Source organism: Pseudomonas tructae (assembly GCF_004214895.1).
GTDB lineage: Bacteria > Pseudomonadota > Gammaproteobacteria > Pseudomonadales > Pseudomonadaceae > Aquipseudomonas > Aquipseudomonas tructae.
Window position 1 is genome coordinate 492784 of sequence record NZ_CP035952.1, and the last position, 26985, is coordinate 519768.

At 61.4% G+C, this 26985-nt stretch carries 27 protein-coding genes and 1 tRNA gene; 10 read left to right on the plus strand and 18 right to left on the minus strand.

What is annotated here, in order from left to right:
- Window positions 1-3 precede the first annotated feature (3 nt).
- Genes EXN22_RS02260 through EXN22_RS02275 form a run of 4 tightly spaced genes read left to right on the plus strand, consistent with a single transcriptional unit; the run spans window position 4 to window position 4572 of the window.
- Window positions 4-2094: an FUSC family protein gene (locus EXN22_RS02260; RefSeq protein ID WP_130262260.1), complete on the plus strand. Its 2091-nt coding sequence runs from the start codon at window positions 4-6 to the stop codon at window positions 2092-2094.
- The gene (locus tag EXN22_RS02265) at window positions 2091-2303 is read left to right on the plus strand and encodes a DUF1656 domain-containing protein (protein ID WP_045201729.1); all 213 of its coding nucleotides are present in this window, start codon (window positions 2091-2093) and stop codon (window positions 2301-2303) included. Before EXN22_RS02260 ends, EXN22_RS02265 begins: the two co-directional genes overlap by 4 nt.
- Window positions 2300-3175 carry an efflux RND transporter periplasmic adaptor subunit gene (locus EXN22_RS02270; protein WP_130262261.1) on the plus strand — a complete coding sequence of 292 codons (876 nt, stop codon included), beginning with the start codon at window positions 2300-2302 and terminating at the stop codon, window positions 3173-3175. The genes EXN22_RS02265 and EXN22_RS02270 overlap by 4 nt, the downstream gene beginning before the upstream one ends.
- Window positions 3172-4572 (plus strand): efflux transporter outer membrane subunit, encoded by a 1401-nt coding sequence (locus EXN22_RS02275; RefSeq protein WP_130262262.1) that lies wholly within the window; start codon window positions 3172-3174, stop codon window positions 4570-4572. The genes EXN22_RS02270 and EXN22_RS02275 overlap by 4 nt, the downstream gene beginning before the upstream one ends.
- Window positions 4573-4618: 46 nt before the next feature.
- On the opposite strand, the gene EXN22_RS02280 is transcribed toward EXN22_RS02275, so the two are convergent.
- Both EXN22_RS02280 and EXN22_RS02285 read right to left on the minus strand, forming a co-directional pair.
- Window positions 4619-5365, minus strand: coding sequence for a slipin family protein (locus EXN22_RS02280; protein WP_130262263.1), 747 nt, complete (start codon window positions 5363-5365; stop codon window positions 4619-4621).
- A gap of 1 nt (window position 5366) precedes the next feature.
- Window positions 5367-6740, minus strand: coding sequence for an NfeD family protein (locus tag EXN22_RS02285; protein WP_130262264.1), 1374 nt, complete (start codon window positions 6738-6740; stop codon window positions 5367-5369).
- 102 nt (window positions 6741-6842) lie between these two features.
- Here EXN22_RS02285 and EXN22_RS02290 point away from each other — a divergent pair, with 102 nt between their 5' ends.
- From EXN22_RS02290 to EXN22_RS02300, 3 genes are all read left to right on the plus strand, one after another.
- On the plus strand, window positions 6843-7301 hold the full coding sequence (locus EXN22_RS02290) for an aminoacyl-tRNA deacylase (RefSeq protein ID WP_130262265.1): 459 nt from the start codon (window positions 6843-6845) through the stop codon (window positions 7299-7301).
- 60 nt (window positions 7302-7361) lie between these two features.
- Window positions 7362-7604, plus strand: a complete 243-nt coding sequence (locus tag EXN22_RS02295; protein WP_130262266.1) for a DUF2789 domain-containing protein — start codon at window positions 7362-7364, stop codon at window positions 7602-7604.
- Window positions 7605-7674: 70 nt separating this feature from the next.
- Entirely contained in the window at window positions 7675-8313 is a 639-nt protein-coding gene (locus EXN22_RS02300) for an NADH:ubiquinone oxidoreductase subunit N (RefSeq protein ID WP_130262267.1), read from the plus strand.
- Between the two features lies 1 nt (window position 8314).
- Here the strand turns inward: EXN22_RS02300 and EXN22_RS02305 are convergent, their stop codons facing one another.
- The 14 genes from EXN22_RS02305 to EXN22_RS02370 all read right to left on the minus strand — a co-directional run bounded on the left by EXN22_RS02305 (window position 8315) and on the right by EXN22_RS02370 (window position 20091).
- The gene (locus tag EXN22_RS02305) at window positions 8315-8755 is read right to left on the minus strand and encodes a CBS domain-containing protein (RefSeq protein ID WP_130262268.1); all 441 of its coding nucleotides are present in this window, start codon (window positions 8753-8755) and stop codon (window positions 8315-8317) included.
- A gap of 174 nt (window positions 8756-8929) precedes the next feature.
- A complete protein-coding gene (locus tag EXN22_RS02310) occupies window positions 8930-9382 on the minus strand; it encodes a DUF805 domain-containing protein (RefSeq protein ID WP_130262269.1) in 453 nt (150 codons plus the stop codon).
- Window positions 9383-9397: 15 nt separating this feature from the next.
- On the minus strand, window positions 9398-9751 hold the full coding sequence (locus EXN22_RS02315) for a DUF4190 domain-containing protein (protein ID WP_130262270.1): 354 nt from the start codon (window positions 9749-9751) through the stop codon (window positions 9398-9400).
- Window positions 9752-9882: 131 nt separating this feature from the next.
- Window positions 9883-11739: a DUF3857 domain-containing transglutaminase family protein gene (locus EXN22_RS02320; RefSeq protein ID WP_130262271.1), complete on the minus strand. Its 1857-nt coding sequence runs from the start codon at window positions 11737-11739 to the stop codon at window positions 9883-9885.
- Window positions 11740-11988: 249 nt separating this feature from the next.
- Entirely contained in the window at window positions 11989-13062 is a 1074-nt protein-coding gene (locus EXN22_RS02325) for a class I SAM-dependent methyltransferase (protein ID WP_130262272.1), read from the minus strand.
- Window positions 13055-13795: a class I SAM-dependent methyltransferase gene (locus EXN22_RS02330; protein ID WP_233281675.1), complete on the minus strand. Its 741-nt coding sequence runs from the start codon at window positions 13793-13795 to the stop codon at window positions 13055-13057. The genes EXN22_RS02325 and EXN22_RS02330 overlap by 8 nt, the downstream gene beginning before the upstream one ends.
- Window positions 13796-13837: 42 nt before the next feature.
- Complete coding sequence (locus EXN22_RS02335; RefSeq protein WP_130262274.1) at window positions 13838-14794, minus strand: glycoside hydrolase family protein; 957 nt, start codon at window positions 14792-14794, stop codon at window positions 13838-13840.
- Complete coding sequence (locus EXN22_RS02340; protein ID WP_130262275.1) at window positions 14791-15765, minus strand: glycoside hydrolase family protein; 975 nt, start codon at window positions 15763-15765, stop codon at window positions 14791-14793. The genes EXN22_RS02335 and EXN22_RS02340 overlap by 4 nt, the downstream gene beginning before the upstream one ends.
- A gap of 13 nt (window positions 15766-15778) precedes the next feature.
- Window positions 15779-16456: a metallophosphoesterase family protein gene (locus EXN22_RS02345; RefSeq protein ID WP_130262276.1), complete on the minus strand. Its 678-nt coding sequence runs from the start codon at window positions 16454-16456 to the stop codon at window positions 15779-15781.
- On the minus strand, window positions 16434-17411 hold the full coding sequence (locus tag EXN22_RS02350) for an ATP-grasp domain-containing protein (RefSeq protein ID WP_130262277.1): 978 nt from the start codon (window positions 17409-17411) through the stop codon (window positions 16434-16436). The genes EXN22_RS02345 and EXN22_RS02350 overlap by 23 nt, the downstream gene beginning before the upstream one ends.
- Window positions 17408-18256, minus strand: a complete 849-nt coding sequence (locus EXN22_RS02355) for an NAD-dependent epimerase/dehydratase family protein (protein ID WP_130262278.1) — start codon at window positions 18254-18256, stop codon at window positions 17408-17410. Before EXN22_RS02355 ends, EXN22_RS02350 begins: the two co-directional genes overlap by 4 nt.
- A complete protein-coding gene (locus EXN22_RS02360; protein WP_130262279.1) occupies window positions 18253-18975 on the minus strand; it encodes a class I SAM-dependent methyltransferase in 723 nt (240 codons plus the stop codon). The genes EXN22_RS02355 and EXN22_RS02360 overlap by 4 nt, the downstream gene beginning before the upstream one ends.
- Before the next feature lie 9 nt (window positions 18976-18984).
- A complete protein-coding gene (locus EXN22_RS02365) occupies window positions 18985-19683 on the minus strand; it encodes a WbqC family protein (protein WP_130262280.1) in 699 nt (232 codons plus the stop codon).
- A gap of 331 nt (window positions 19684-20014) precedes the next feature.
- Window positions 20015-20091 (minus strand) — tRNA-Arg (locus EXN22_RS02370).
- Between the two features lie 261 nt (window positions 20092-20352).
- On the opposite strand from EXN22_RS02370, the gene gabD reads away from it, so the two are divergent.
- From gabD to EXN22_RS02385, 3 genes are all read left to right on the plus strand, one after another.
- Window positions 20353-21795: an NADP-dependent succinate-semialdehyde dehydrogenase gene (gene gabD, locus EXN22_RS02375; RefSeq protein WP_130262281.1), complete on the plus strand. Its 1443-nt coding sequence runs from the start codon at window positions 20353-20355 to the stop codon at window positions 21793-21795.
- A gap of 183 nt (window positions 21796-21978) precedes the next feature.
- Window positions 21979-23259, plus strand: coding sequence for a 4-aminobutyrate--2-oxoglutarate transaminase (gene gabT, locus EXN22_RS02380; RefSeq protein ID WP_130262282.1), 1281 nt, complete (start codon window positions 21979-21981; stop codon window positions 23257-23259).
- A 141-nt stretch (window positions 23260-23400) separates the two neighbouring features.
- On the plus strand, window positions 23401-24609 hold the full coding sequence (locus EXN22_RS02385) for a response regulator (protein ID WP_130262283.1): 1209 nt from the start codon (window positions 23401-23403) through the stop codon (window positions 24607-24609).
- A 31-nt stretch (window positions 24610-24640) separates the two neighbouring features.
- Here EXN22_RS02385 and EXN22_RS02390 read toward each other — a convergent pair whose 3' ends face one another.
- Together EXN22_RS02390 and desA are read right to left on the minus strand one after the other, a co-directional pair.
- Entirely contained in the window at window positions 24641-25630 is a 990-nt protein-coding gene (locus tag EXN22_RS02390; RefSeq protein WP_130262284.1) for a GGDEF domain-containing protein, read from the minus strand.
- 135 nt (window positions 25631-25765) lie between these two features.
- The gene (gene desA / locus EXN22_RS02395; protein WP_130262285.1) at window positions 25766-26950 is read right to left on the minus strand and encodes a delta-9 fatty acid desaturase DesA; all 1185 of its coding nucleotides are present in this window, start codon (window positions 26948-26950) and stop codon (window positions 25766-25768) included.
- Between the last annotated feature and the right edge of the window lie 35 nt (window positions 26951-26985).

The window sequence follows — 26985 nt, forward strand, 5'->3', positions numbered from 1 at the left end:
AGCGTGAAAGGTTTTTTCAGCTCGATGCCGCCTGCGCGCGACTGGTTCTACGGCGTACGCACCTTCGCCGCCTCGATGATCGCCCTGTACATCGCCCTGCTGATGCAGCTGCCACGGCCTTACTGGGCCATGGCCACGGTATATATCGTTTCCAGTCCGTTTGTCGGCCCTACCAGTTCCAAGGCCCTGTACCGCGCCATGGGCACCTTGCTCGGCGCTGCCGGGGCGGTGTTCCTGGTGCCGCTGCTGGTGCAGACGCCAGTGCTGCTGAGCGTTGCCGTGGCTTTGTGGACCGGCACCTTGCTGTTTCTCTCGTTGCACCTGCGCACCGCCAACAGCTATGCGCTGATGCTCGCCGGGTACACCTTGCCAATGATTGCCCTGCCGGTGGTCGACAACCCGCTGGAGGTATTCGACATTGCCTCGTCGCGGGCCCAGGAAATCTGCCTGGGCATTGTCTGCGCGGCCGTGGTCGGGGCGATCTTCTGGCCGCGGCGCCTGACTCCGGTGCTGGTAGGCGCCACCGGCAACTGGTTCAACGAGGCGATCCGCTACAGCGACACCTTTCTGGCCCGTGAAGCCAGCGCCGACAAGGTCGGGGGATTGCGTGCCTCGATGGTTGTCACCTTCAACTCGCTGGAGTTGATGATCGGCCAGTTGTCTCATGAAGGGGCACGCCCGCAAACGGTGAAGAACGCTCGCGAGCTGCGCGGGCGAATGATCCATCTGCTGCCGGTGATCGATGCCCTGGACGACGCCTTGCTCGCCCTCGAAGGCCGCGCCCCGGCCCAGACCGAGCTGTTGCAGCCGTTGCTGGCCGAGGCCCGGGCGTGGTTGCAAGGCACCGCGCAAGGCCCGGCCCCGGCGCGCTGGTCAGCGCTGCGGGCGCGCATTGAACACCTGCAACCGAGCGCCGCAGCCCTGGACGAGCGTGCCGCGCTACTGCTGTCCAATGCGCTCTATCGCCTGGCCGAATGGGTCGATCTGTGGCAGGACTGCTGCAGCTTGCAGCACGCGATTCGTAGCGAAGACCTTTCGCCCTGGCGCGCGGTCTACCGGCACTGGCGCCTGGGCCGGCTGACGCCGTTTTTCGACCGTGGGCTGATGCTCTATTCGGTGTTCTCCACGGTCACGGCAATTATCGCTGCCACGGCGCTGTGGATTCTGCTTGGTTGGGACGATGGCGGCAGTGCGGTGATCCTCGCCGCCGTGGCTTGCAGCTTCTTTGCCGCCATGGACGACCCGGCGCCGCAGATCTACCGTTTTTTTTTCTGGACCTCGTTGTCGGTGCTGTTCGCCAGCCTCTACCTGTTCCTGGTGCTGCCCAACCTGCACGACTTCCCCATGCTGGTGCTGGCCTTCGCCGTGCCATGCATCTGCGTCGGTACCCTGACCGTGCAGCCGCGCTTTTACCTGGGCACCTTGCTGACTATCGTCAACACCGCGTCCTTCATCAGCATCCAGGGCGCCTACGACGCCAACTTCCTGACCTTTATCAATGCCAATCTGGCCGGGCCGGTGGGCTTGCTGTTTGCCTTCATCTGGACCGTGGTGGTGCGCCCGTTCGGCGTGGAGCTGGCGGCCAAGCGCCTGACCCGCTTTAGCTGGCACGACATCGTCGGCATGACCCAGCCGGCCACGCTGGCCGAGCACCGTCACCTGGGCGTGCAGATGCTCGACCGGCTGATGCAGCAACTGCCGCGCCTGACCCAGACCGGCCAGGACACCGGCAGCGCCCTGCGTGACCTGCGCGTGGGCCTGAACCTGCTTGATCTGCTGGCCTACATGCCACGGGTAGGCGCACAGCCGCGCCAGTTGCTGGAAAGGGTCGTGGGAGAGGTCGGTGAACACTTCCAGGCCTGCCTGGACGCGCGCCGTCGCCTGCATGCACCGCACGAGCTGCTGCAAAGCATGGAGCGCGCCCGCCGCGCCCTGAACCTCAACGATCTGGCCGACAGCGCAGAAGCCCGCGTGCACCTGTTGCACGCCCTGAGCGGCCTGCGCCTGGCGCTGTTGCCGGGTGTCGAGGTGGTGCTTGCGCCCTCCGACGATCAGCCACAACTGCCTTACGGTATCGATGGAGCGCCGCTGTGATCGGAGACCTGGATATCAGCGGGGTATTCCTGCCCACGCTGCTGGTGATGATGGTAGTCACCTATCTGTTGTTCCTGGGGGTGCACGCGCTGCTCAACCGGGTGCATTTCTACCGCCTGGTCTGGCACCGGGCGCTGTTCAACGTTGCGCTGTACGCCGTGCTGCTCGGCACGGTCGATCACTTTTGCCGAAACCTGATGCTGCCATGAAAAAACCTTTGTTGACCCTGGGCCGCGTGGTCCTGACCCTGCTGGTAGTGACCCTGGCGACCGTGCTGGTCTGGCAGATGGTCATGTACTACATGTTCGCGCCCTGGACCCGTGACGGGCACATCCGCGCCGATGTGATCCAGATCGCGCCGGATGTCTCCGGTCTGATCCAGCAGGTCGAAGTGCGCGACAACCAGGTGGTCAAGCGCGGCGACGTGCTGTTCACCATCGACCAGGACCGTTTCCACCTGGCCCTGCGTCAGGCCCAGGCGACCCTGGCCGAGCACAAGGAAACACTGGCCCAGGCCCAGCGTGAAGCCCGGCGTAACCGCGGCCTGGGCAACCTGGTGGCGCAAGAGCAACTGGAAGAAAGCCAGTCGCGCCAGGCCCGTGCCGAGTCGGCCCTGGCCCAAGCCCAGGTGGCAGTGGATGCCGCCCAGCTGAACCTCGACCGTTCGGTGGTGCGCAGCCCGGTTGATGGCTACCTCAACGACCGCGCCCCGCGCGCCCACGAGTTCGTCAGCGCCGGGCGCCCGGTGCTGTCGGTGGTCGACAGCGATTCCTACCATGTCGATGGCTACTTCGAAGAGACCAAGCTGTCCGGCATTCATATCGGCCAGGCTGTGGATATCCGGGTGATGGGTGACAACACGCGCTTGCGCGGGCAGGTGCAGAGCATCGCTGCCGGCATTGAAGACCGTGACCGCAGCAGCGGCGCCAACCTGCTGCCCAACGTCAACCCGGCGTTCAGCTGGGTGCGCCTGGCGCAACGGATCCCGGTGCGCATTGCCTTCGATGAAGTGCCTGCGGACTTTCGCATGATCGCCGGGCGTACCGCGACGGTGTCGATCCTTGAAGGCAACGGGCAATGAAACGGCTGTCGCTGCTTGGCCTGAGCCTGCTGCTGTCGGCCTGCCAGATGGTCGGGCCGGATTACCACGTGCCGAAGAATGCTGCGCTCCAGCGCGCTGACCTGCAGGGCGAATTGCGCCAGGACGCTGGCAGCGTGGTATCGGCGCCTGTGCCCAAGGACTGGTGGCACCTGTACCAGGACGAGCGCCTCAATGAGCTGGTACGTCAGGCCCTGGCGGCCAACAGCGAGTTGCGCGTGGCGGCGGCGAACATTGCCAGGGCCCGCGCTCAGGTCGAAGAAGCCGAGGCCCGAGGTGGCCTCAACGGCGGTGTGAAGCTGGGCGCCCAGCGTTTGCAGGAGTCTGGCGAAGCTTTCCTGCAGCCGGAGAAAGTGCCGGTCGCCAACGTTGGCGAGGCGATCATCAGCGCCTCCTACCAGTTTGACCTGTGGGGCACCCTCAAGCGTGGCGTCGAGGCCGCCCAGGCCAATGCCGACGCGACCCAGGCCGCGGCCGATACTGCACGCATCACCCTGGTGGCGGATGTGGTGCGCGCCTACACCCAGGTGTGCGCGGCCAACGAGGAATACCACATTGCCCATCAGTCCCTGGACCTGCAGGAGCAGAGTGTGACCCTGACCCAGCGCCTGCGTGACGCCGGGCGCGGTGACGAAACCCAGGTGACTCGTTCGCAGACCCAGTTCAAATCCTTGCGCGCCGAATTGCCGCGTTATCAGGCCGCGCGCGAAGCGGGGCTATACAGCTTGTCGATGTTGCTGGCCACACCGGTCAGGCAGTTACCGGCCGGTACCGCTGATTGCGCTGAGCTGCCGCATATCGCCCAGGTATTGCCGGTGGGTGATGGCGCCGCATTGCTCAAGCGCCGCCCGGATATCCGTCAGGCCGAGCGCAGCCTGGCGGCGGCCACCGCAACCATCGGCGTGGCCACAGGGCAGCTGTATCCGGATATCAGCATCGGTGCCCAGGTGGGCACTATCGGGATTCTGGATAACCTCGCAGAGCCTGCAACCAACCGTTGGGGCTTCGGCCCATTGCTGACCTGGAATGTACCGACCAATGGCTCGCGGGCACGCATACGTGAAGCTGAGGCCTCGACCCAGGCGGCGCTGGCGCATTTTGATGGTGTGGTGCTCAACGCCATTCGCGAAACCCAGACCAGCCTTGCGCAGTACAGCGCCTTGCTGGCGCGACGCGATGCCCTGGCCGATGCCGAGCGCTCGGCGCAGTTGGCGGCGCAGCAGACCCATCGCTTTTACCAGGCCGGGCGCGAGTCGTTCCTTGCGGACCTGCAGGCGACCCGCACCTACACTGACATGCGCGCGCAGCTGGCGGCGGCCAACACCCAGGTGGCGATGGGGCAGATCGGGTTGTTTCTGGCGTTGGGGGGTGGCTGGTAGATCGCATCGCGGGGCAAGTGGGAGCGGGCTTGCCCCGCGATAAATCTCACTTGTCCACAAACCCCTTGAGCATCTCGATCGGCAACGGAAACACGATGGTCGACGATTTGTCGCCGGCAATGCTGCCCAGGGTCTGCATATAGCGCAGTTGCATCGCCCCCGACTGGCGGCTGAGCATTTGCGCTGCCTGCATCAGCTTCTCCGAGGCCTGCAGTTCACCTTCGGCATGGATCACTTTGGCCCGTCGTTCGCGTTCGGCTTCGGCCTGACGGGCAATGGCGCGGATCATCGACTCGTTGAGGTCGACATGCTTGATCTCGACGTTGGCTACCTTGATGCCCCAGGCATCGGTTTGCGCATCCAGTACCTGGCGAATGTCCAGGTTCAGCCGCTCCCGCTCGGCCAGCAGTTCATCCAGCTCATGCTTGCCGAGCACCGCACGCAATGTGGTCTGGGCCAGCTGGCTGGTGGCCATGAGAAAGTCCTCGACCTGGATGATTGCCTTCTGCGGGTCGAGGACGCGAAAGTACAACACGGCGTTGACCTTGACCGACACGTTGTCGCGGGTGATGACGTCCTGCGGCGGGACATCGAGGACGATGGTGCGCAGGTCGACCCGGACCATCTGCTGGATCCCCGGAATCAGCAACACCAGCCCCGGCCCCTTGACCCGCCAGAAGCGCCCGAGCTGGAACACCACGCCCCGCTCGTATTCGCGCAGGATGCGAAACGCCGACAGCAACAGCACCGCCAGCAGTGCCAGCAAGGCGCCAAAGCCCAGTTCGAAAAACATCTCAGTCTCCTCGCGCAGGCACTTCGGCCTCGGCGCTGACGTCCAGTTGTACGCCCTTGCGAGTGATCACCCGGACGCATTGCCCCACCTGCAGGGGTGTCTGGCACTGGGCTTGCCACTGCTCACCCTGCGCTTGTACGGACCCGATGAACGGATCACTGTCATTGACCGCCATCACCGTCGCCAGGCTGCCCACCAGCCCGGCGTCACCGCTGACCAACGCTCGCTTGCGCGCCTTCATGGCCATGCCCAGCACCCCGCCGAGCAGCAGCGCTGAGAGCAGGGCAAGGCTCAGGATCAAGGCGATGGGGATGCCAAAGCCGGGCACATCGGTATCCATCAGGATCACCGCACCGACCACGAAAGCGACGATGCCGCCAAAGCCGACCACGCCGAAACTGGGCAAGAACGCCTCGGCAATCATGAACGCGATACCGAGCATGATCAGCGCCGCACCGGCATAGTTCACCGGCAGCAACTGCAAGGCGTACAGCGCCACCAGCAGGCAGATGCCGCCAACCACCCCGCCAACCCCGGAGCCCGGGCTCATGAACTCGAACATCAAGCCGTAGATGCCGATCATGATCAGAATCAGCGCCACACTGGGGTTGGTGATCACCGCCAGCAGGCGCGTGCGCCAGTCCGGCTCGCGCTCGATGATGCTCACGTTGGCAGTGTGCAATTGCACCGGCTGGCCGGCCGCTTCGAGGCTTTTGCCATCGAGCTGACGCAGCAGGTCGGGCAGGTCGTTGGCGATGCGGTCGATGACTTTAAGGCGCAGGGCTTCACTGGCTGGCAGGCTGACGGATTCGCGCACCGCCTGTTCCGCCCAATCGGCATTGCGCCCGCGCAGTTGCGCCAGGCCGCGAATATAGGCTGCGGCGTCGTTGACCTGCTTGCGGGTCAGGGTGTCTTGTTCATTGTTCGGCGTTTGCTTGTCACCTGTGGGCGCGGCCGGGTCCTTTGGCGTGCCTGGCAGGCCGCCGATTTGCACCGGTGTGGCGGCGCCGAGGTTGGTGCCAGGTGCCATTGCGGCAATGTGGCTGGCGTAGAGGATGTATGTCCCGGCGCTGGCCGCGCGGGCGCCACCGGGGGCGACAAAGGTGACGATCGGTACGGGGCTTGCGAGGATTGCCTTGATCATGGTGCGCATCGAACTGTCGAGCCCACCGGGGGTATCGAGGCGAATCACCACCAGTTGCGCCTGCTGCACCTTGGCCTGCTCCAGGCCGCGCACAAGATAGTCGGCGCTGGCCGGGCCGATGGCGTCGTTGATGCTCAACACCAGCACTGGGTTTGCGGGCGCAGCCACACCGCTCGTCAGTACGCCGAGCAGCAAAAAAAGAAGCAGGTGCCGACACCAGCGAGCGCTCACCTGAATTCACCCGGGCTGTGCGTGTCCAATAAGTTTAGTCGGCTGCTTGGCGCAGCACGGCCTAAACTTCAAAAGTGGGGGCGTTGTATCCGGAGGTGCATCATGCGTATGGCAAAAACCCTGCAGCAATGCCTGGACAAGGCCGGCTGCGATTACGACATTGTTTCTCACCCGCACTCATCCACCAGCCTTGAGTCGGCGCGTACGGCCGGGGTGCCCGCTGAACGGGTGGCCAAATCGGTCATGCTCGACGACCGCCACGGCAACTACCTGATGGCCGTACTGCCGGCCAACCGTCATCTGGACATGAGCAAGGTGCGCGCCACTGGCGCATGGCAAATGACCCATGAAAGCGGCCTGCCACACCTGTTTGGCGACTGCGAGCGCGGCGCGATTCCGGCGCTGGGTGATGCGTACTCGATCAAGATGCTGGTCGACCCGACCCTGACCCGTCAGGGCGATATCTATGTCGAGGCCGGTGATCACGATCACTTGATCCACATGAACATGGCGCAATACCTGAAACTGGTGCCAAACGCCGAAGTGCGTGAGGTGTGCTGATGATCAACCCACTGCCAGGCTGGCGTCGTGGATGCCCGGCCTGGCCTCAAGGAGTTATGCATGGAACCGAACATTCATCCGTTTTCGGAGCTCTTCAAACAGCTTGGCCTGGCTGATGATGCGCAAAGTATCGACCAGTTCATCACCAGTCATTCGCCGCTGAAAAACGAAATAAAACTGGTGGATGCGCCCTTCTGGACCGAGAGTCAGCGGGACTTTCTGAGACAAAGCATTCTTGATGACGCTGACTGGGCAGAGCCGTTCGACCAGCTCAACGAGGCGTTGAGGCGTCCACGAAAATAATCGCTGAGCGGCACATCTACCGGTGAATGGCGTTGCTATGCTCAGGAAAAAACAACAGGGGATAGCGCCAATGAAAGATCCCTATGCCGCCGGATTCTGGTGCGCCGTGACTGCCTTGGGGCTGCTGAGCGTCGGCTATTTCTATGGCATCAAACAGACTCACCAACTGGGCCAGGCCCTGGTGTTTCTCTATGCCGCCGGGGGCGTGATCGGCGCGCTGGCGCTGACTGCGTTGGCGTGGATTGCCTGGCAGCAGCTGCGGGTCAGCAAGCGTCAGTTGGCTCAGGGGCGCACCCTGGTGGCAATCTGGAACACCAAAGTTGCCCTGCGCCGGGTCGAAACCGTGTTCGACCGCTATTTCTGGGGCAGCTACTGGCAGCCCGGGCGCACCTTCCAGGAGGTGATGGGCGAGCTTGAAGGCACGCCACTGGAGCAGAGCCTGGAAGCCTTGAAGCGCCAATGCCGCGAACTGGATCGCGAAACCCACGACCACCGCCGGCACTGGCTGGACAACGCCCGGGAGCTGTCCACCGTCGCTACCGCCATGGCCCGGGAACGTTATCAACTGGACTTGTGCGACTCACAGCAAAGCAGCGGCCGTGGCGCCGCCGTGCTCAACCGCGACCTGGAAGTGCTGGTGTATACCTGGTCGGCGCGCCTGCGCAGCTTCGACCACCAGCTCGATGAGCTGGAGGGCGAATACCGCTGATTCAGTCGCCGCGAATGTACTGTTCCAGTTGCAGGATCATGTTGGCCTGCTCGGCGATAGCTTCCTTGACCAGATCACCGATCGACAGCAAACCGAGCAGCTCGCCGTTCTCGACCACCGGCAGGTGGCGCAGGTGACTGTTGGTCATCATGCTCATGCAGTAGTCGATATTCTGGTGCGGGTCGACGGTGATCACCGGCGCACTCATGATCGCGCTCACCGGCGTCCCCACTGAACTGCGGCCCTTGAGTACCATCTTGCGTGCATAGTCACGCTCGCTGACGATCCCTACCACTTGCCCATCCTGCACCACTGGCAGGGCACCGACGTTCTTCTCGGCCATCAACTTCAGCGCATCGAGCACCATATGGTCAGGCCCAATAGTGTGCACCTGGTGGTGCTGCTGGGCTTTTGTTTTTAAAAGCTGTGCCACGGTTTTCATAGAGGCCTCTGCGATGCTGGGAGTGGGTGACGGCAGATAGCTACAGAATCGTGTACAGATGGCCGCAGGGCAAGGGCGAAAGCGGCATCGATGTGATTGAAAAACGTCATGGGCGTAAAAATGCAAAAGCGGCCAATGATGGCCGCTTTGCATTGAGTCTCGATCAATCCGTGATCAAGCGATACCTTTCGGGTTCGGGCCGAAACGGTTCGGGCCTGGCTGGCTGTCCTGGCACAGGAAGATCAGGTTGACGATCGGGAGCAGCAACCACCAGCCGCTACGGTCGGTATCGTGCATGCGTCGAACGCCGACGGCGATACCCGGGAGCAGCACCGCCAGGCTGTACAGGTTGGAGAGGATGGCGCCAGTACCGGCCACGCCTTCGATAATGCCCAACACAACGGCAACCAGGACGTTGACCAGGCAGAACATCCAGTATTCCTTGCGGCGTGCGCGGCCAGCGAATACGGCGTACTTCTTCAGTACTTCAAAGTACCAGATGCCGGTCGGCGCAGGCGCGGCGGTTGCAGCGGCTGGCGCAGTTGCTTGCGGCGCGCCGCAGGCAGGGCAGGCCACGGCGCTGCTGTGGATTTCCTTGGCGCAGCCGCGGCAAAAAACCATACTCATTTGTTGTCCCTTACATTAATTGACTGAAAGTCCGATATACACAAACAGAGAAATGCCCGACATAGCCGCACCGGCTACCGCCATGTTGCTTCCCGGCTTTTTATTGATGAGGCTGAGGATACCCAGGATCAGTCCGACCAGCGCAAATAGGCTCAACCCAAAAAGGGTGTCACTGTCCCATTCGCCGTCATCGGTGAGAGTAACTGCGCACAGAATCCCGAGGATGAGCGAGGTAATGCTCATCCAGTACGATGGCTGGCTGACAGGTTGAGCTGTAGTGGGAAGATACTGAGGAGCGCCGCACTTTGGGCAGCTAGGAGCCGTTTCATGGATTTCCTTGGCACAACCGCGGCAAAAAACCATTGCCATGACAATTCCTTTTGATCGTTTTCGCTTGCGTGGGCGCAGCAGCGGGCGCCGCGGAGTTTACCAAATATTTCATAGATGGCGTAACGGTGGCAGTACCCTGCGGCACACAAGGTGCGGCAGGGCACGACACATCAGCTCTTCTGGACGATTACCTGGCTGTTCAGGTCATTGAGCATGGCTTCAATCGTCGGTTTCATTTTCTCGAAGTCCTTGGCACTGCACACCGCTTTGGGGTAGTGGAAGTCCAGGCGACGCTTGATCACCAGGCTATTGCCTTGCTGGGCATATTCGGCGCTGTAGTCGAAGTGCTTGTCCTTGAGGGTCACAGGCTTTGGCGCAGCAAGGATGGTGACGTCAGCCGGGAACTCGAAACGCGCCTGTTCTTCGGTGATGCCGGAGATGCAGGTGAAGTCCTGAGTGCGCTGCTTTTCAGCGACAAAACCGAAGACGTTCTGGGCGATGCCACCGGCCAGGCTGGTCAAGGTCGGCACACCGATCGGGCCGGGCAGGTTGACCAGGTTTTCACTACGGCCATTGATCTGCATGCTGAACGAGCCGGTGTTTTCCAGGTCATCGCTGCTGATCTTGCCGCTGCCGCGCTGGCCGTAGGCGGCAAGGATGCGCTGGGTCAGCAGGTCGCGTTCGGCCGGCTGCATGTTGCGCATTATCCAGCGGTTCATCTCGGCGGCCCAGCCGTCGATCTTCGAGTCATGCGCGAAGTCGGCGGCACCGGTGCTGGCCACGGTGTAGGTGGTGCTGTTGCGCACCAGCCCTGGCTGGTTGGACGGGGTGTGGCCGAGTTTGCCGGAGCGGGCCAGTACGGTGGGCTTGTCCAGCACTGCGGCGGGCAGGTAGCCGCTGGCGATGGCTTCGGCGGTGGAATCCAGGTACAGGTCAAGGCTCGGAATGTAGGTGATCACGTGGTTGATCACGCCCAGGGTCGGCACCTTGGGCAGGGTATAGGCATTGCCGAGATTGATCAGCGCCGGGGTGCTCTCGATATTGACGGCGGCCAGTAGTGCTTCGAGCAGGGCGACATGGTCCTTGCAGTCGCCATAGCGATTGCTCAGCACGGTGTCGGCGGCATGCGGCACCACACCACCGGCGCCAATGTACACGGCTACGTAGCGAATGTTGCGGCGCACCCAGTCGCCCAGGGCCAGGGCCTTGTCACGCGGGTCGTCGATCTTGGCAGTGAGCTTCTCGGCCAGTTCGCGGATGGCCGGGGTGACCTCGCTGTTGGCGCGCGCCGCGTAGGCGTTGGCGAACTCGCTGTAGTCGGCGAAAGTAGACACGGCCAGGTATTTGCCGTAATCCGAATAGGCTACCGCACCGAGTTCGGTACGGGCGTTGTCACCCTGCACGTAATCCCACTGGTAGACCTTGCGGCCGGCCTCGGCCTTGGGGCTGGAAGCCTTGAAGCCTTTGGCTTCGGCATTGAGCTTGAGGCTTTTCGGCAGGTCGTAGATCAGCGTGAACTGCTTGGTCGGGTGGAACTGTGGCATGGCCAGGTCTTCGAACTGACCTGGGAACAGCGGGGTCTTGCGCTGTTTCTTGAAGCTCAGCACCAGGCGATCGCCCACCGCCACTTCCGGGAAAATCACCACCTTGACCAGGCTGTCGTGGAACATCGGCGCTCGGGAAGACTGCTGCTCCTGCTGCTCCTTGATCTGCTCGGGGCTGACCTGCACCTTGCGGCCATCGGGCTTCTGGGTATAGGCCTGGGTTACTTCGAGGCTTTCCAGAGTGCGGTTGTAGTACAGCGACTGCTGGGCCTTGGCCTGGATCGCGCGTTCTTCGTTGATCAGCAGGACCAGGTCCTGGGTGGAGGCGTAGCTGCCATCTTCGGCAACCACGGTGCGTAGAATGTCCTTTTCGATAGTGACGGAGGGGTCGGTACCGTCATCCTTGGCCTGCGCCACGTTCAGGGCGAACAGGCAGCACAGCATCCCGACCAACCGGGTCGGGGTCAAAGCGAACCGCTTCATAAAGATCCTTCTCGCAGGTGTATTCCAGATGCCTGATTCAGGAATGCGAATCAGTTAGTAGCATTTTGCCTTATCTGCAGGCTGGTTTGCTGGAGGATTTTTTTTCAGTGTGTGTTTCCCTGAGGTCGCTACCAGCGTGCGCGGGTCGTCGGGGGCGTTAGCAAACCTGCCGGTGGGCAAGCAGTGCGATCTACCAGAGCGCACCCTGTATGCCGGGGTGCGCCCGAGTTCCTGAAATCCTGGTGGCGGTCAGGCCAGCTTGATGAACATTGCACTGCCCATGACAAAGGCGCAGTCGATGTTATCCAGGTGCTGTTCGATGAAGGCATCGGCCACCCGTTGCGGGCCGTCGCCATAGGGCCAGATGTAATCATCGATGATGATCCAGCCACCGGGCACCACCAGGTCAGCCCAGGCTTGCACGTCGGCATGGGCGCTCTCGTAGCTATGGTTGCCGTCCACGTGCAGCACGGCAATGCGTCCGCTGTAGGTGGTGGCACCGAACGCCGGCGTGTTGACCTGACGGCTGCCACGGTACGCCACGGCGGCCTCTACTGACGGCAGGCGCAGGTAGTTCACTGCACCATTGGCATAAGGCAGCAGGTTGAGCTGGAATACGGTCAGGGCTTCGTCGGCATTGACCGGCACGCGGTCGACCAGGCCCTTCTCGTCGTTCTGGATCAGGTGTTCATTCGACCAAGGGTCGACGCACAGCAGTTTGCCGACGTTGAAGCAGTTGGCCAGGCGGCTGAGGATGAATGCCGATTTACCCCACCAGCTGCCAATCTCGACCACATCGCCTTGTGGCGCGTAGCGGAACAGTTCGCACAAGGCACGGGTTTTTTCATGATCGCACATGCCGGGAATCGACTCGGCATGGCGGAACAGCGCAGCAAGCTCAAGGGCACTCAGAGCAGGCTTGGGCTCGGTAGCCCCAGCCAGCGGCAGTGGTTCGGCCAGTAGCGCGGCGCCAAACTGCAGGGCCTTGTTGTAAGGCGCGACTTCGCTGGCGACCGGTGATGCATTGACCAGCGTCACCCCCGGGAACGCCTCGCCAATGCACCGGCTGAGGTAGTCCCATACCACCGGGTTGGGGGTAAAGATCCCGCCGATATCGAACTCGGCGATGGCCTGGCGCAGCTTGTCGTCGAAGTCGGCGGCAGTGACGTAGGGCAGGTGCACCCAGTCCGGGTAGCTTTCACGGGAAGGGTCGTGGCCCAGGGAGGAAGAGCCGACCACGCGTTGCCCTTCGCTCAAAGCTCGCTCCAGGTAGGCCAGCGAACGGGGCATGCCCGCCGGGAAAATCAGCACGGGTTTAGCCACGGGAAGGTCCTTTTTCACAGAGCAGGAAGATACTCGAGCACAGGTCTGGGTAGTGCTGGCCCAACTGGTAGCAGCCTTCGAGGTACTCGTCGGAAATGATGTCGGTTTGCAGCAGGCGGTCCCACTGGAAATTGGCCAACGCCTTGAAGAAGATGCCTGAACGCTGCACCACTTTCAGCCCGGCGGCTACTGCATCGCGTTCGAGGGTATCGAGCGAGTAGGTGCAGCGATGGCCGTGCTCAAGCTCCGCCGGGGTAACCGCGGCGTTATGGCTGATCAGGCCCATTTTCACTGCAATCTGGCGCGATGGTGCATTGGCGTTCGGGCACGCGAGAAAGAAGCGCCCGCCTTCTGCCAGCCACTCGTCGTTGATCCGGCGCAGCACTGCAACCGGGTCATCCAGGTGTTCGAGCACATGGGTGAGGATGATGTTGTCGTAACGGCGTGGCAGGGTCACGGTCTCGAACATCGAATTGACGTAGTTGACCCGGTCGCCGAATTTTTCCCGGGCTTCGCCAAGGGCTTCGTCGGACGCTTCGACGCAGGTGATATCGTCGAAATGCTCGAGAAAGCGGCGCGTGAATTCGCCTTTGAAACTGCCCAGCTCAAGCAGGCTGCCTGGGCGGAAGAAGGGCTGGAAAGAGCGGATCATGTACGGGTGCATCACGTCGTAGTCAAACGAGTATGCGTACTTGCGACCGCTGTCCTTGATATCGGAATCGGTAAATTCCAAGTTATGGTTTCTTTGCTTTTCCACAGTGTTCCCCATTGGAATCTAGTCGCTTTCCAGCACTGCCAGACCGAAGCCGTGGCGCCCGAATTCGTTGCCGTTGTACAGCAGGTAAACATTGCCTTGGCTCTGGAACAGATGCGGATAGCACTGCATCTGCGCGTCCCAGCCGTCACTTGAAACATCAATGCCTGCCAGGCTGTCGTCACGCTCCCAGTTCAGCAGATCGGTTGAACGGGCATAACCCAGGCGATAACCGCGGCTGGGGTCCTGGCGGAAACCATAAGCCTGGCGATAGCAGAAATACATGTGATAGACGCCGTTGATCTCGACCACCGTCGGTAATGCCTGGCATTCGTCGGCATTCAGCCGGTCGCTGATGATCTGCAGACCGTCCCGCTGCCACTCGACACCATCATGGGATGTGGCATGGGCAATCTTGTAGACCCGGTCAGGTGCATCGGCGTCGCTGAACTTCTTCCATTGGGTACCGAAGATGTACCACATATGAAAGCGCTCACCGTGACGCTGCACGAAGGCATCTGCCACCAGAAACGGCTCTTTCAGCGAAGCCGCCATCACCGGCCCGGTGCCGTGGCGCTGGAAGGTCCGGCCCTGGTCATGACTGATCGCCAGGCCGATGGCTGCATCGGCAGACACCGATACCTTGCGGTTCCAGCCTGTGGTGTAGGCCAGTACCCGGTCGCCGTCCTTGAGTACGTTGATCGGGAAGATCCCGTGTTCGTCGAAACAACCCAGGCCACCGATAGGCAGGACCGTGTGCTTCGAAACATCGAGCAAACGGCTCATGTCCAGCGAGTAGTCAGCGTACGCGACATGACTGATGAACTTGCCCAGACTGTCGCGCTCACGGGTGGAGAAATACACCCGCACCCGGTCTTCAAGCACCAGGGTCTGCGGCGACTGGGCGAACTCCACGCAACGGTTGGCCAAGCTGTGTTCGGTCGGGTCGAAGACCTTGCCGAGTTTTTTCCACTTCATGCCTGCCCCCAAGCGTTTTCATCTTCCAGTACCGCCAGACCGAAGCCGGCACGGCCCATGCCATTGCCCTGGTAGAGCATGTAGGTGGCGCCGTCGAGTTCGAACACGTGTGGATAGTTGACCATCTCCGAGTCCCAGCCCGTTTCACCCAGGGCAATATCAACCAGCGTATCGTCTCGCTGCCAGTCGATCATGTCCGTCGAGCAGGCGTAGCCGATGCGGTAGCCCCCCTCGCGGCCCTTGTAGTTGCGGATGTCGCGATAGGAAAAGAACATGTGATAGCGGCCGTTCCGGTAGATCACATCCGGGCAGGCCTGGCATTCATGCTCACCGAGTTTGTCCGCGATCAGGTCCTTGCCGACTTTGACCCAGTCGATACCATTGTCAGAGGTGGCCATGCGAATCTTGTACAGCGGCTCAGGCTTGCCGTCGGTCATCCGCCATTCCTTGCCCGCCACGTACCAGAGCTGCCATTGGCCATTGAACCGGCGAATACGCGGACTGCCGAGTAGAAACGGTTCATCGGCGCTGTAGGGGAGTACCGGCCCGTCGCCCAGGCGCTGGAACGTTTCGCCGCCGTCGCGGCTGATGGCCAGTCCGATTGCTGCGTTGAACGGCACGGATTCGCAGCGCGTCCAGCCGGCGTAATAAGCACGGACCTCGTCGCCATCGGCAATCACCGAGACAGGATAGGTGCCGAACTCATCAAAGGTACCGAACTTGCCCAGCGCCATGACCGGCTGCGGGCAAATCCGAAAGACCTTGCTCAGATCGTTACGGTCCAGGTCAATGTAGGAGATGTAGCTGAGGTATTGCCCGTCCGCACCCGGCGCCGGACGTGAGCAGAAGTACACGCGCACGTAGGTTGGGGTTACCAGAACTGAAGGTGACTGGGCGAATTCGTGCATCCAGGTCGGCTCGGTCAGATCCTTGGGATCGAACACTTTGCCAAGTTTTTTCCATTTGAACATGTGCAATCCCGCTTCAGTCGGCCAGGCGGCGCAAGCGCGCAGCGCCGGTCTTCAGACCGCCATAGTAGTAATCGTTGAAACCTGCGGCTTCCATCAGGTCGAACACTGTCTGCATGTCGTACTCGACACGGTGCAGGGTGAAATCGCCATTCTCGTAGACGGCAAAGGCTGCACGTGGGTTGCCATCGCGCGGCTGGCCCACCGACCCTGGGTTGCAGTAGATCTTTTCGCCAAAATGTTTGACGGTCTGGTGATGGGTGTGGCCAGAAACGAACACCCGCCCCTCTACTTGCTCGAAGTACTCAGCCGTAGGCTTGAGGTACTCATCGATCGGATCGCCCCAACCACCATGGACCATGCGCACCTCGCCGATCTGACGCTGCAGGGGGAAGCTGCGCAGCCAATCCAGGTGTTCGGCCTTGATGACCGTGCGCAGGTAGGCCAGGCAATCGTTGACGCTACGCGAACGCGGGCAGAAGCCGCCACCGGCCATGTACCAGTCGTGGTTGCCCATCACGCAGGGGATTTCGCGGTCGCGCAGTTCCTGGCAGCACTCGTTGATCTGGGCGTAGTAGCCCACAACGTCGCCAGCGCAGTAGATGCTGGTCACACCCAGGCGGTCGATCTCGGCCAGCACTGCCTTGAGCGCTTCATAATTGCCGTGGATATCAGAGATGAACGCCGTCTTCATAGAAAATCTGCTCGTCGGTGTAGCGTACGGCGCGACCACGGCGGATGGCCGGCTGCACCGGATCGCGTTGATCCAGGAAATAGTCCAGGGCCATGGCACTTTCGTTGTAACCGAAGGCGCTGCGGATGGAGGTGGACGAAGAAATCCGTGGGTTGATCTCCAGCAGCTTGGGCCCCTGGGCGCAACCGCGGAACTGGAAGTTGGTCGGCCCCAGCGGGCGGAACAGGCGACACAGTTCATCGATGGCTGGAATGAACTGCGCCGAGTCGACCACTTCGGCCTTGTCGGTGAAGCCATCGCGCGACAGCTTGCGGCGCAGAGTCATGCTGGCGAAGGAGCCGCCGCGGCCATCGCAGAATGCCGAGGTGGTGAACTCTTCATCATCGTTGCCGACAATCGGCTGGGCCATCAGTACCGGGCCAATGTCGGTGCGATACTGCTGAAACTGCGCTTCGCAGCTGACCCGCACGATGCCTTTGGAACCAAATCCACGGCGTGGCTTGAGCAAGAATGGCAGGCCGAAGCGGGCGACCAGCGTGGCATAGTCCTGTTCCAGTGAGCTGTCGATGGCGCAGGCGACGCCGGCTGCCAACAGCTGCTGGTAGAAGCCCCACTTGTCCTTGCACAAGCCGATCAAGGCCGGGTCATTGAGCAACGGCAGGGCGCCTGTGCTGCTGATTTGCGGGATGTGCTCGACCCAGTGATACATGTCGGCCTCGATACCCGGGATCAACATGTCAATGTGCTGACGCCGCAAGGTGTCCAGCAACCAGTCGAGGTACTCCGGCGCCGAGGTGGGCGGCGCCTGTTCGAAGACATCGCAAAACGCCGGTGCGACCGAGTCATCATAGATGGTCGTGCCGACCAGCAGGCAATCCGGCCTGGCCTGGCGTAGCGCGCGCAAAATGCCGTAACCGACGATACCGCTGGCGCCGGATACCAGGATTCTTTTCATCGTGCTTGCAACCTGCTGTCGACCAGGCGCCCGAGGCCTTGCTCCAGGCTGATGGACGGGTAAAGCCCGAGAGTACGGTAGAGGGTGTCGTCGTAGGCAAAGACGTTATCGCTGATAGCACTCTTGCTGGTGTCGAAGCTTACGCTACTGCTCGAGCCGGCGGCCTGGACCAGCGCACTGGCCACGCCAAAGAGGCTGGCATCCTGTGGGTGGGTGCAGGTGTACAGGCCTTCAACCCGGTCTTTGATGACCGCGCTGATAATCTTGCAAAGGTCATCGATATGCAGGTAATTCCGGCGCGCATCGTGGTTGCCGTAGATAACGATGTCATGGTTGCTCAGGGCTTTGTCCAGGGTGCCATAGATGAACGCCTGGTGACGCCTGAAGCTGTCGGGCTCACCGTATAGCTGCGATGGCCTGAGCACTGTGCAGGCCAATTCGGCCCGGGCACAGTACATCTGCACCAGCTCATCACCATGGCGTTTGGAGAGACCATAAATGCCGTAGAAATCGCTTCGGCTGTCCAGTTCGGCGTTGATACTGGAGATCTGTACGAAATGTTGCACACCTGCGCGTTGGGCTGCATCGCAGAGCTTAAGCGCGCCCAGGGCATTGATGTGTTCAGCCGTGAGCAGGGCGTTGATGTCGCCGTCGACAAAACTGGCGGCGGTATTGATCACAACATCGATGCCAGGCGGCAGGCTGATCTGATCAGCCGACCCGCTCAGGTCCAGTTCCAGCGCACAGCCGCTGCGGCCTGCCGTGAGCACTTCGGCAAAGGTCGCCAGCACTGGCTGCAGTGCCTGTGCCAGAGAGGACTGGCCGCCAACGAGCAGAATCTTCATCGTGCGGAAATCTCGGCGAACAAGCCGCAGCTCAGTTCTGGATAGTCGACACCGATGGTGCAAAGGCCTTCGATCACCTGGCGATCCAGTTGCAGCGAGAGGATCTGCCGAGTGGTGAACGGCTTGAGGTAGATGCCTTCCAGGCGATCAACGCGGCAACCGGCCTGGGCGACGTCGTCGCTGAGTGTGGCGACGGTGTAAAAGCGCTGATGGCCTAGCAAGTGATCGTTTTCGGACAAGGTCGTCACGTCGTCAAGCAGCCCGGCCAACTGACCCAGCCTGCGGTTGAGCACTTCGGCGTTGGGCACGGCAATGAACATCCTCCCACCGGGGGCGAGAAACTCGCGAAAGCGTCGCAGAATCACCAGCGGATCATCGACGTGCTCCAGGATGAAGCCCATCACGATCACGTCAAAGCGCTCATCGGTGCTGAACTTCTCGAACCAGGTCTCGATGATCTGCGCCCGGCACTCGGGGTGTTTGCTGTGGAAATTGTCGATAACGGCAGGCGAGCCCTCCAGCACCACGTGGCGCTCGAAGCGGCGCGAAAAAATATCCGTGGTATAGCCGTGGCCCAGGCCCAGTTCCAGCAACGAACGAGCGGCACCCGCATGGTGCAGGACGCGCTGCGGATACCAGGTCAGGAGAATCTCGTTGTCGAAATCGTACAGGTTGTCGCCCTGATAGGCGGCCACGTGTTTATCCAGCGTATTGCTCATCTTTTCCCCTCAAACCAGTTCATAGCGAGCATTGACGATGGCGCGGACCTGCTCTGGCGCATTGAACATCATCACATCCACCATGGAAAGCCAGGGCACGAAGGGTGCGCCGAACTGCGGATAGTCCAGGGAATGCGAGCGGATGAAGCGCAGCTCGGTGCCTTGAGCGCGAAACACCTCGCGATCGTACAGCTCGGTGCCGCCGATGGCATTGATGTAAGTCTCTGCGCCCAGCGCCTTGCACAGTGCCAAGACTTTGTCCTGGCCTTTCAATTGGTGATCGATGTCGATCTGCGATGACACTCGGATCTGCGTGTTCAATTGCAAATAGGCGCAGATTTCGACAATAGCGTTATAGATGTAGCGGAACAGGTTGTGCTCTTCGCTGCTGACAATGCGCTGCAGCAAGGGCCAGACCTGTGCGAAATACGGTGCCTGGCTATAGGCGCCCTTGAACTGATTGAGCAGCTTGCTGCGGTCGAACTCGGCGCTCAGCTCGCGCTGAACCACATCGAGGCTGTCGGAGTCTTTCTTTAGCGCCAGTGAAAACATCGCATCACTGCCGTTTTGCAGTAGACGGTTGCGATTGATCCAGCCCTTTTTGGTGTACTTGATGTTGTCGTACACCACGAACACATCCGCTGCCGCGATCAGCTGGAAATAGCCGATGTAGGGCAGGAAGTAGGGCTGCATGATCGATAATTTCATGGTGCAACGGTCCGGCAGTGGAGCGCGCAGGGCGCGCAGTTCGGCACGTCCGGTAACGGGCGTGATGACAAGAACGATTCTCGCCAATCTGTGCAGTTAGTCGGCCGCAGAACCGATCCCTTGAGCGCCTGAGGATGGGCGGCGTTTGCCGCAGCACAATACCCGAGCCACCCCTGGGCCTCAACGGCTGCGGCTTGGCGACGGCCTGGCGGCAGTGGCCCGACAGATGAGCGGTCGGTTTGAGGGGCGTGATCCTCGCGCAGGGATTTGTTTCTTCAGATTTCGCCAGAAACAAAAAAGGCCCAGGTATTCACCTGAGCCTTGATCGATATGGCGCACTCGGCGGGATTCGAACCCACGACCCCTGCCTTCGGAGGGCAGTACTCTATCCAGCTGAGCTACGAGTGCAGCGCGGGCGCCATGATACCCATCTAGGCTAGCGGCGTCCATCGTCAGAATGGCTGTGGTCGATTTCGCACACTCAAGGGGCCATAAGTGACGTTGATCCGAAAAAATTAGCCGCACAGCGCTTTTTGTTCTTTTTTTCGAACACCCTATTGTCCTTTCTCCTCGTTGATCCTAGGATTCGTTTGAGATTTCAAACGCTCTCCTTTTTCTACAATCAATAATTCGCGCCGTGCCTGCACGGTGCCGTTAAGGAAGCCAGACATGCAGCTTAAAGACGCCCAGTTGTTCCGCCAGCAAGCCTTCATCAATGGAGAGTGGCTGGACGCGGACAACGGCCAGACGATCAAGGTCAACAACCCGGCGACGGGCGAGATCATCGGCACTGTGCCGAAGATGGGCGCCGCTGAAACCCGCCGTGCCATCGAGGCCGCCGACAAGGCGCTGCCGGCCTGGCGCGCGCTGACCGCCAAAGAACGTGCTGGCAAGCTGCGTCGCTGGTTCGAGCTGATGATCGAGCACCAGGACGACCTGGCCCGCCTGATGACCACCGAGCAAGGCAAGCCACTGGCCGAAGCCAAGGGCGAGATTGTCTATGCTGCTTCCTTTATTGAGTGGTTCGCCGAAGAAGCCAAGCGCGTGTACGGCGACACCATCCCGGGTCACCAGCCAGACAAGCGCCTGATCGTGATCAAGCAACCCATCGGCGTGACCGCGGCAATCACTCCGTGGAACTTCCCGGCGGCGATGATCACCCGTAAAGCCGGCCCGGCCCTGGCCGCTGGCTGCACCATGGTGCTCAAGCCTGCTTCGCAAACCCCATACTCGGCCCTGGCCCTGGTTGAGCTGGCCACCCGTGCCGGTATCCCGGCTGGCGTGCTCAGCGTGGTGACCGGCAGCGCCGGCGACATCGGCAGCGAGCTGACCGGCAACCCGATCGTGCGCAAGCTGTCGTTCACCGGTTCCACCGAGATCGGTCGCCAGCTGATGGCCGAATGCGCCAAGGACATCAAGAAAGTGTCCCTGGAACTGGGCGGTAACGCTCCGTTCATCGTGTTCGACGACGCTGACCTGGATAAGGCGGTCGAAGGCGCGATCATCTCCAAGTACCGCAACAACGGCCAGACCTGCGTTTGCGCCAACCGCATCTACGTTCAGGACGGCGTCTACGATGCCTTCGCCCAGAAGCTCAAGGCAGCAGTGGCCAAGCTGAAAATCGGCAACGGCCTGGAAGACGGCACCACCACCGGCCCGCTGATCGACGGCAAGGCCGTGGCCAAGGTCCAGGAACACATCGAAGACGCAGTCGCCAAGGGCGCCAAGGTGCTCAGCGGTGGCAAGCTGATCGAAGGCAACTTCTTCGAGCCGACCATTCTGGTCGACGTACCCAAGCACGCTGCCGTGGCCAAGGAAGAAACCTTCGGCCCGCTGGCGCCACTGTTCCGTTTCAAGGACGAGGCCGAAGTCATCGCCATGTCCAACGACACCGAGTTCGGCCTGGCCTCGTACTTCTATGCCCGCGACATGAGCCGTGTGTTCCGTGTTGCCGAAGCCCTGGAATACGGCATGGTCGGTATCAACACCGGTCTGATCTCCAACGAAGTCTCGCCGTTCGGCGGTATCAAGGCCTCGGGCCTGGGCCGCGAAGGTTCCAAGTACGGCATCGAGGACTACCTGGAAATCAAATACCTGTGCATCAGCGTTTGATCGCAGCGTAAGGCTTTACCTCTGCCAGCGGGGCGCGAGAGCGACGTCTCGCTGGCCTTTTTACACCGTACATCCAGTGGCCTGGGCCCCTGCGGCAGTCGATCAACGCATGCTGCCAGCAGTTGAATACCGGCCGCTCCGACTTGAATCGCGCCACCTTGTGTGTGGCGAATTGAGGACATTATGAGCAAGACCAACGAATCTTTGATGCAACGTCGTGTCGCCGCTGTTCCACGTGGTGTTGGCCAGATCCACCCGATCTTTGCCGACTCGGCAAAAAACGCCACCGTCACTGACGTCGAAGGCCGCGAGTTCATCGACTTCGCCGGCGGTATCGCGGTACTGAACACCGGTCACCTGCACCCGAAGGTGATCGCTGCGGTTCAGGAACAGTTGACCAAAGTGACTCACACCTGCTTCCAGGTATTGGCCTACGAGCCGTACGTCGAGCTGTGCGAAAAGATCAACGCGCGTGTTCCTGGCGACTTCGCCAAGAAAACCCTGCTGGTCACCACCGGTTCCGAAGCCGTTGAAAACGCCGTGAAGATCGCCCGTGCCGCCACTGGCCGTGCCGGTGTCATCGCTTTCACCGGCGGCTACCACGGCCGTACCATGATGACCCTGGGCCTGACCGGTAAGGTCGTACCTTACTCGGCCGGCATGGGCCTGATGCCAGGCGGCATCTTCCGCGCCATCTTCCCGAACGAGCTGCACGGCGTGAGCGTCGAGGATTCGATCGCGTCCATCGAACGCATCTTCAAGAACGATGCCGAGCCACGCGACATCGCCGCGATCATCATCGAGCCGGTTCAGGGCGAGGGTGGTTTCATCCCGGCTCCCAAAGAGCTGATGAAGCGTCTGCGCGCGCTGTGCGACCAGCACGGCATTCTGCTGATCGCTGACGAAGTACAGACCGGCGCTGGCCGCACCGGTACGTTCTTCGCCATGGAGCAGATGGGCGTTGCACCTGACCTGACTACCTTCGCCAAATCCATCGCCGGTGGTTTCCCACTGGCTGGTGTCTGCGGCAAGGCCGAGTACATGGACGCCATTGCCCCGGGCGGCCTGGGCGGTACCTACGCCGGCTCGCCGATTGCCTGCGCCGCGGCCCTGGCCGTGATCGAAGTGTTCGAGGAAGAGAAACTGCTCGAGCGCAGCCAGGAAGTTGGCGAGCGTCTGGTTGCCGGCCTGCGCAAGATCCAGGACAAGCACCCGATCATCGGTGACGTGCGTGCGCTGGGCTCGATGATTGCTGTTGAAGTCTTCGACAAAGCCGGTTCCCACACCCCGAACGCCGCTGCTGTGGCTTCGGTGGTTGCCAAGGCGCGTGACAAGGGTCTGATCCTGCTGTCGTGCGGAACTTACGGCAATGTCCTGCGTGTCCTGGTGCCGCTGACTGCACCGAATGAGCAACTGGACAAAGGTCTGGCGATCATCGAAGAGTGCTTCGCAGAACTCGCGTAAACTGTGACGCATTAGAAGAAAAACCCGCTTCGGCGGGTTTTTTTTCGCCCAAAGGAATACCAGGGGGCTAAGGTTGGCTGTAAGGAGACACCTTGGAAGGTGCGCTGGATTGCGTGTAGTGGAACATCGGGAGAGTTGTGTATGAGCGTTGTAGACCCCGTCCAGGCACCTTGTGTGCTGATTGCCGAAGGTGACCCCTGGGTCCTGGACATGCTGAGCCAGATGCTGCTCAGCGTGCGCTGCGATGCACGCTTGTTGGCGTGCGCCGACGGTTCTCAAGCACTGGCGGCGCTGACCAGCAAACCGGACCTGATCATCGCCGCACGCGAATTGCCAGGCGGTGATGGCCTGGACCTGTTGCGCAACGTGCGTGCCAAGGGCCGCCAGCCGGCGCTACCGTTCATTCTCATGAGCAACCGCAGTGACGCCGCCAGTGTCCGCGAGGTGCTACCGTTCGCGCCCACTGCTTATCTGAGCAAGCCACTGAACATGGACGCCCTGCGCCAGCGTCTGCAAGAACTGTTGCCCGGCAGCGGGGAAGCCGTGGCCTGCCCGGCGCCGGTGTTGCAGCCGGGTGCAACCTTGCCGGCGTTTCTCGAAGGGCGCCGCGCCACTTCAGATGGCGGGCCGCTACTGGCTGACGTGAAACAGGCCATCAATCGTAGCCTGCAGCCCCAGGGGCTGGACCTCAACGTGCTGGAAACCGAGATCGGCAACGACCCGCAGGTCACCGCTGTGCTCATCGCCGCCGCCAACAGTGCGGCCTTGCATCGTGACGGTGCGGTGCAGAACCTGATGCAGGCGCTGAACAAGCTGGGCACCACCCAGAGCATGAACCTGATCCTTGGACTGGCGCTAAAACGGTGCGCCAAGCTCAGTGATCCGTTGCTGTCGCGCCATGCCGAACACTTCTGGGCATTGTCGCTGCACACCGCCGAATACGCGCGGACCCTGGCACGCATGCTCGAGCTCGACCAGGAACGCTGCTATTGCGCCGGGTTGCTGCATTGCCTGGGGGACCTGGCGTTGCTGCGTTGCTTGCAGGAATGGCAACAGGCTGGGGGCGCGCTGGATGAAGACGCGGTGGAGCTGTCGCTCAACGAATTTGCCGCAGCGTTCGGGTCGGCCCTGCGTACCCGCTGGCGTTTGCCGCTGGAACTGCGCCAGCTGATTGCGGCGATCTACCAGTTGGGCGGTGGCGTGTATTCACGCGATGCGCTGGTCATGCACCTGGCCGGACAACTGGCACGCTTGCCGGCGGACCAGGGGCTGGAAGCGTTGGCTCAAAGCAAGACGGCGCGCTTGCTCAAGGTGGGAATGGCGCAGTTGGGCAGTTTGCGCAAGGAGTGAGAGCGATCGCGGGGCAAGCCCGCTCCTACCCTCAGCTTCTTACAATTTGGTTCTTGCCCTGGCGCTTGGCCTGGTACATCGCCGCGTCCGCCCGGGCAAACAGGCTGTCCAGCGATTCGTCGGCCTCGATGATCCCGGTCAGACCCTGGCTCACGGTCACCCCGAACACCTGGTCTTCATGGCTGAAGCTCAAGCGCTGGATCTCGCGCTGCAGGCGTTCGGCGATCTGCTGGGCTATCTGAGGCGTACAGCCGGGGAACACCGCAGCAAACTCCTCGCCGCCAATGCGTCCGAATTGGTCACCACGACGCAGCACTGCCTTGCCGGTGTCGGCGATACGTTGCAGCACATGGTCGCCTTCCTGGTGGCCGTAGGTGTCGTTGATCTGCTTGAAGTCATCGATGTCGAGCAGCAGGAACGATAACGGCCCTTGCTCCAGCCGAGCGGTTTCAAAGGCTTGCTGGGCGCACTCGAAGAAGTGCCGGCGGTTGCTGCTCTGGGTCAGCACATCGGTAGTGGCCAGGCGCTGCAGCTCACCCTCTAGCTGTTTCTTGTCAGTGATGTCCTCGGCCATGCCGACAATGATGAGTCGCTGGTTTGGATCGCTTTGCTGGTTGATGAAGCACTTGTCGCTGATCCAGCGTACCTGGCCATCGGCGTTGATGATGCGGTACTCACGGTCTTCCACCGCGCCTTTGACCAGCACTTGGGCCAGGCTGCGTTCGGCGTAGTCAAGGTCGTCGGGGTAGATGCTGTCACGCCATTCATTGAAGTCGGCCAGCAACAGCCCGGCCGGGCGGCCAAAGATACGCTCATAAGCGGGGCTGACGTACAGCACCTGGCGGCTTTGCCAATCAAACGCCCAGAGCACCGCATTGACGCTGTCGAGCAAGGCGCTGAACAGCTGTTCACGCTCGCTCAGGCGGGCGACTTCACCTTGGGCATGCATCAGGGCCAGAAGGGTTTGGGCGGCTTCAGGGGGCGAATTGCAGGTCGGGCTTGTTGATTTGTTCTTGACCATTTGCGCGGAAATTCTCACGACGGGGGCGTGCGGCCACGACCCGGCCCGCCACGCGGGCGATATGCCTGTCAGAGTGAGATTAGGCGGGTAAGTTCCGGTCGGCGCGCCGGGAGGCAGGCGCGCCGATCAACGGCATCAGGCCAGGGCAGGCCGTAGCGAGTAGGTCTTGAGCTGGGCGGCAAAATCGCGCAGCGACTGGATGCCGCTGGCTTCTGCTTCGTGCACCCAGTCTTTCATGGCGGCGAGCATGTCGTGGCCATTGGCGCTGGTGCGCGCCCAGATCTGTTGCAGGGCCAGGCGCTTCTCGTAGATGGTCTTGAGTGCCTGGCTGTGCTCGAGCATGGTCTGGATGCGCAGGTGATGGCGGTCTTCGAGCAGGCTGGTTTCCCGCGAAAGCAAGCGCTTGGCGCGGCGGAACTGGTGGCGCACCGAATCGTCCACCCGCGCCAGCTCCTGCTTGACCAAAGGTGCGATCACCAGCTTGCGGTACTGGGCCATGATCTGGAAGCGGTTGTTGAGGATAGCCATGGCGGTGTCCATGTCCAGCTGGCCTTTGCCTTCGATCCGGTGGGCGATCGGTGCGACGCGTTGCACCTTGGCCAGGCGCAACCAGCAGAACAGCTTGATCCAGGCCCAGCCCATGTCGAACTCCCAGCGCTTGACCGACAGCTTGGCCGAGTTGGGGTAGGTGTGGTGGTTGTTGTGCAGCTCTTCACCGCCAATGATGATGCCCCAGGGCACAAGGTTGGTGGCGGCGTCGCGGCATTCGAAGTTGCGATAGCCGACGGCATGGCCCAGGCCGTTGACCACGCCGGCCGCCCAGAACGGAATCCACATCATCTGCACCGCCCAGATGGTGATACCGGCGGTGCCGAACAGCAGCAGGTCGATCACCGCCATCAGGGCGATGCCGCCGAGCTTGTAGCGGCTGTAGAGGTTGCGCTCGATCCAGTCTTGCGGGCAGTTCTTGCCGTAGATACGCAGGGTTTCCGGGTTCTGTGCCTCTTCGCGGTACAGCTCGGCGCCCTTGCGCAGCACCGTGGACAGGCCTTTGATCACCGGGCTGTGCGGGTCATCGACGGTTTCGCATTTGGCATGGTGCTTGCGATGAATGGCGGTCCATTCCTGGGTGTTCTGCGCCGTGGTCAGCCACAGCCAGAAACGGAAAAAGTGCTTGAGCCCGGCGTTGAGTTCCAGCGAGCGGTGGGCGGAATAACGGTGCAGGTAGACGGTGACACTGACGATGGTCACATGCGTCATTACCAGGGTAACTGCCAGCAACTGCCACACGGACAAGTTGAGCAAACCTTCGTACCACATAGGCGATATGGCCCTCAAAAACATAGGAAACAGCG

What these genes read in the sequence shown, in the direction of transcription:
- EXN22_RS02270 (WP_130262261.1), top strand. Translation starts at nt 2,300, where the DNA reads ATGAAAAAACCTTTGTTGACCCTGGGCCGCGTGGTCCTGACCCTGCTG.
- EXN22_RS02275 (WP_130262262.1), top strand. Translation starts at nt 3,172, where the DNA reads ATGAAACGGCTGTCGCTGCTTGGCCTGAGCCTGCTGCTGTCGGCCTGC.
- EXN22_RS02280 (WP_130262263.1), bottom strand. Translation starts at nt 5,365, where the DNA reads ATGTTTTTCGAACTGGGCTTTGGCGCCTTGCTGGCACTGCTGGCGGTG.
- EXN22_RS02290 (WP_130262265.1), top strand. Translation starts at nt 6,843, where the DNA reads ATGCGTATGGCAAAAACCCTGCAGCAATGCCTGGACAAGGCCGGCTGC.
- EXN22_RS02295 (WP_130262266.1), top strand. Translation starts at nt 7,362, where the DNA reads ATGGAACCGAACATTCATCCGTTTTCGGAGCTCTTCAAACAGCTTGGC.
- EXN22_RS02300 (WP_130262267.1), top strand. Translation starts at nt 7,675, where the DNA reads ATGAAAGATCCCTATGCCGCCGGATTCTGGTGCGCCGTGACTGCCTTG.
- EXN22_RS02305 (WP_130262268.1), bottom strand. Translation starts at nt 8,755, where the DNA reads ATGAAAACCGTGGCACAGCTTTTAAAAACAAAAGCCCAGCAGCACCAC.
- EXN22_RS02310 (WP_130262269.1), bottom strand. Translation starts at nt 9,382, where the DNA reads ATGAGTATGGTTTTTTGCCGCGGCTGCGCCAAGGAAATCCACAGCAGC.
- EXN22_RS02315 (WP_130262270.1), bottom strand. Translation starts at nt 9,751, where the DNA reads ATGGCAATGGTTTTTTGCCGCGGTTGTGCCAAGGAAATCCATGAAACG.
- EXN22_RS02320 (WP_130262271.1), bottom strand. Translation starts at nt 11,739, where the DNA reads ATGAAGCGGTTCGCTTTGACCCCGACCCGGTTGGTCGGGATGCTGTGC.
- EXN22_RS02335 (WP_130262274.1), bottom strand. Translation starts at nt 14,794, where the DNA reads ATGAAGTGGAAAAAACTCGGCAAGGTCTTCGACCCGACCGAACACAGC.
- EXN22_RS02340 (WP_130262275.1), bottom strand. Translation starts at nt 15,765, where the DNA reads ATGTTCAAATGGAAAAAACTTGGCAAAGTGTTCGATCCCAAGGATCTG.
- EXN22_RS02345 (WP_130262276.1), bottom strand. Translation starts at nt 16,456, where the DNA reads ATGAAGACGGCGTTCATCTCTGATATCCACGGCAATTATGAAGCGCTC.
- EXN22_RS02350 (WP_130262277.1), bottom strand. Translation starts at nt 17,411, where the DNA reads ATGAAAAGAATCCTGGTATCCGGCGCCAGCGGTATCGTCGGTTACGGC.
- EXN22_RS02355 (WP_130262278.1), bottom strand. Translation starts at nt 18,256, where the DNA reads ATGAAGATTCTGCTCGTTGGCGGCCAGTCCTCTCTGGCACAGGCACTG.
- EXN22_RS02360 (WP_130262279.1), bottom strand. Translation starts at nt 18,975, where the DNA reads ATGAGCAATACGCTGGATAAACACGTGGCCGCCTATCAGGGCGACAAC.
- EXN22_RS02365 (WP_130262280.1), bottom strand. Translation starts at nt 19,683, where the DNA reads ATGAAATTATCGATCATGCAGCCCTACTTCCTGCCCTACATCGGCTAT.
- gabD (WP_130262281.1), top strand. Translation starts at nt 20,353, where the DNA reads ATGCAGCTTAAAGACGCCCAGTTGTTCCGCCAGCAAGCCTTCATCAAT.
- gabT (WP_130262282.1), top strand. Translation starts at nt 21,979, where the DNA reads ATGAGCAAGACCAACGAATCTTTGATGCAACGTCGTGTCGCCGCTGTT.
- EXN22_RS02385 (WP_130262283.1), top strand. Translation starts at nt 23,401, where the DNA reads ATGAGCGTTGTAGACCCCGTCCAGGCACCTTGTGTGCTGATTGCCGAA.
- EXN22_RS02390 (WP_130262284.1), bottom strand. Translation starts at nt 25,630, where the DNA reads ATGGTCAAGAACAAATCAACAAGCCCGACCTGCAATTCGCCCCCTGAA.
- desA (WP_130262285.1), bottom strand. Translation starts at nt 26,950, where the DNA reads ATGTGGTACGAAGGTTTGCTCAACTTGTCCGTGTGGCAGTTGCTGGCA.